Genomic DNA, 1,240 nt, shown 5'->3' on the forward strand with positions numbered 1-1,240 from the left:
TGACGTGCCCCCCGAAAATGTGCCCATTTTAAAGTAGAGTCCGATCGAGAAGGATACGGACGGATGAAACGCAGTCGCTTTACGGAAGAGCAGATCATAGGGATCCTGAAGGAACAGGAAACTGGACTGAAGGTCTCTGATCTTTGCCGAAAACACGGGATCAGTGACGCAACCTTCTACAAATGGAAGACCCGCTATGGTGGTCTTGAAGTGTCCGAGGCCAAACGGCTGAAGGCGCTGGAAGATGAAAACAGCCGCCTGAAACGTCTTCTGGCGGATGCCATGCTGGATAATGCAGCGCTGAAGGAAATCGTTGGAAAAAAGTGGTGACGCCTGTCGCCAAGCGGCAGGCGGTCGACCATATTCGCGGTGTTCTGGCCCTGAGTGAACGCCGTGCCTGTGCGCTTGTCGGTCTTGCCCGCCGTGTTGCGCGCTATATTTCGACCAGGGCGGACGATGTCGTCCTGCGCCAGCGTCTGCGGGAACTAGCGGGCCAGCGGCGCCGCTTTGGATACCGTCGCCTGAGCTATCTTCTGGCGCGGGAAGGCCTCACACCCAATCATAAGAAGCTGTTCCGCCTCTATCAGGAGGAGGGGCTGAAAGTCCGTCATCGGGGAGGCCGAAAGCGAGCATTGGGAACGCGTTCTCCCATAACCGTCCCCCAGGAACCTGGGCAGCGCTGGAGCCTGGATTTTGTGTCCGACGCCCTGATCTGTGGCCGCCGGTTCCGCATTCTGGCTGTTATCGACGATTTCAGCCGGGAGAACCTGGCATTGGTTGCCGACACATCGCTGTCAGGCGGACGTGTGGCGCGGGAACTGACAACTCTGGTGGAGCGATATGGCAAACCCCTCATGATTGTCAGCGACAACGGGACGGAATTCACCTCCCATGCCATTCTGAAATGGGCCGACGGGATGCAGATCGAATGGCATTATATCGCCCCGGGGAAGCCGCAGCAGAACGGGTTTGTCGAAAGCTTCAATGGCCGGCTCAGGGATGAATGTCTCAACGAAACGCTGTTCACGTCCCTGACGCATGCCCGCCAGATTCTGGCTGACTGGCGGGAAGACTACAATACGGTACGCCCACATTCCCAACTGAATGGCAGGACACCGGATCAGGTCGCTAGACAAGGGTCTCGGGGGCATGCCCCCGAGACCCTTGCTATTCCATCAACTCCAAGCCATGAAAAACGGGAACTCTCCTTTTGAGTGGATACAAAAAGGGGGGCACGTCA

The 1,240-nt window shown here is 57.3% G+C and carries 1 protein-coding gene; it reads left to right on the forward strand.

What is annotated here, in order from left to right; translation table 11 throughout:
• Positions 1 to 63 precede the first annotated feature (63 nt).
• Positions 64 to 1,214, forward strand: a protein-coding gene (locus F1542_RS16885) for an IS3 family transposase (RefSeq protein ID WP_193734012.1) whose coding sequence is annotated in 2 segments (ribosomal slippage) — positions 64 to 322 and positions 322 to 1,214 — 1,152 coding nt in all. Because the reading frame shifts where the segments join, the coding sequence is not laid out codon by codon here.
• Positions 1,215 to 1,240: the final 26 nt, after the last annotated feature.

It is taken from the genome of Komagataeibacter sp. FXV3 (assembly GCF_015155755.1).
Classification (GTDB): Bacteria; Pseudomonadota; Alphaproteobacteria; order Acetobacterales; family Acetobacteraceae; genus Komagataeibacter.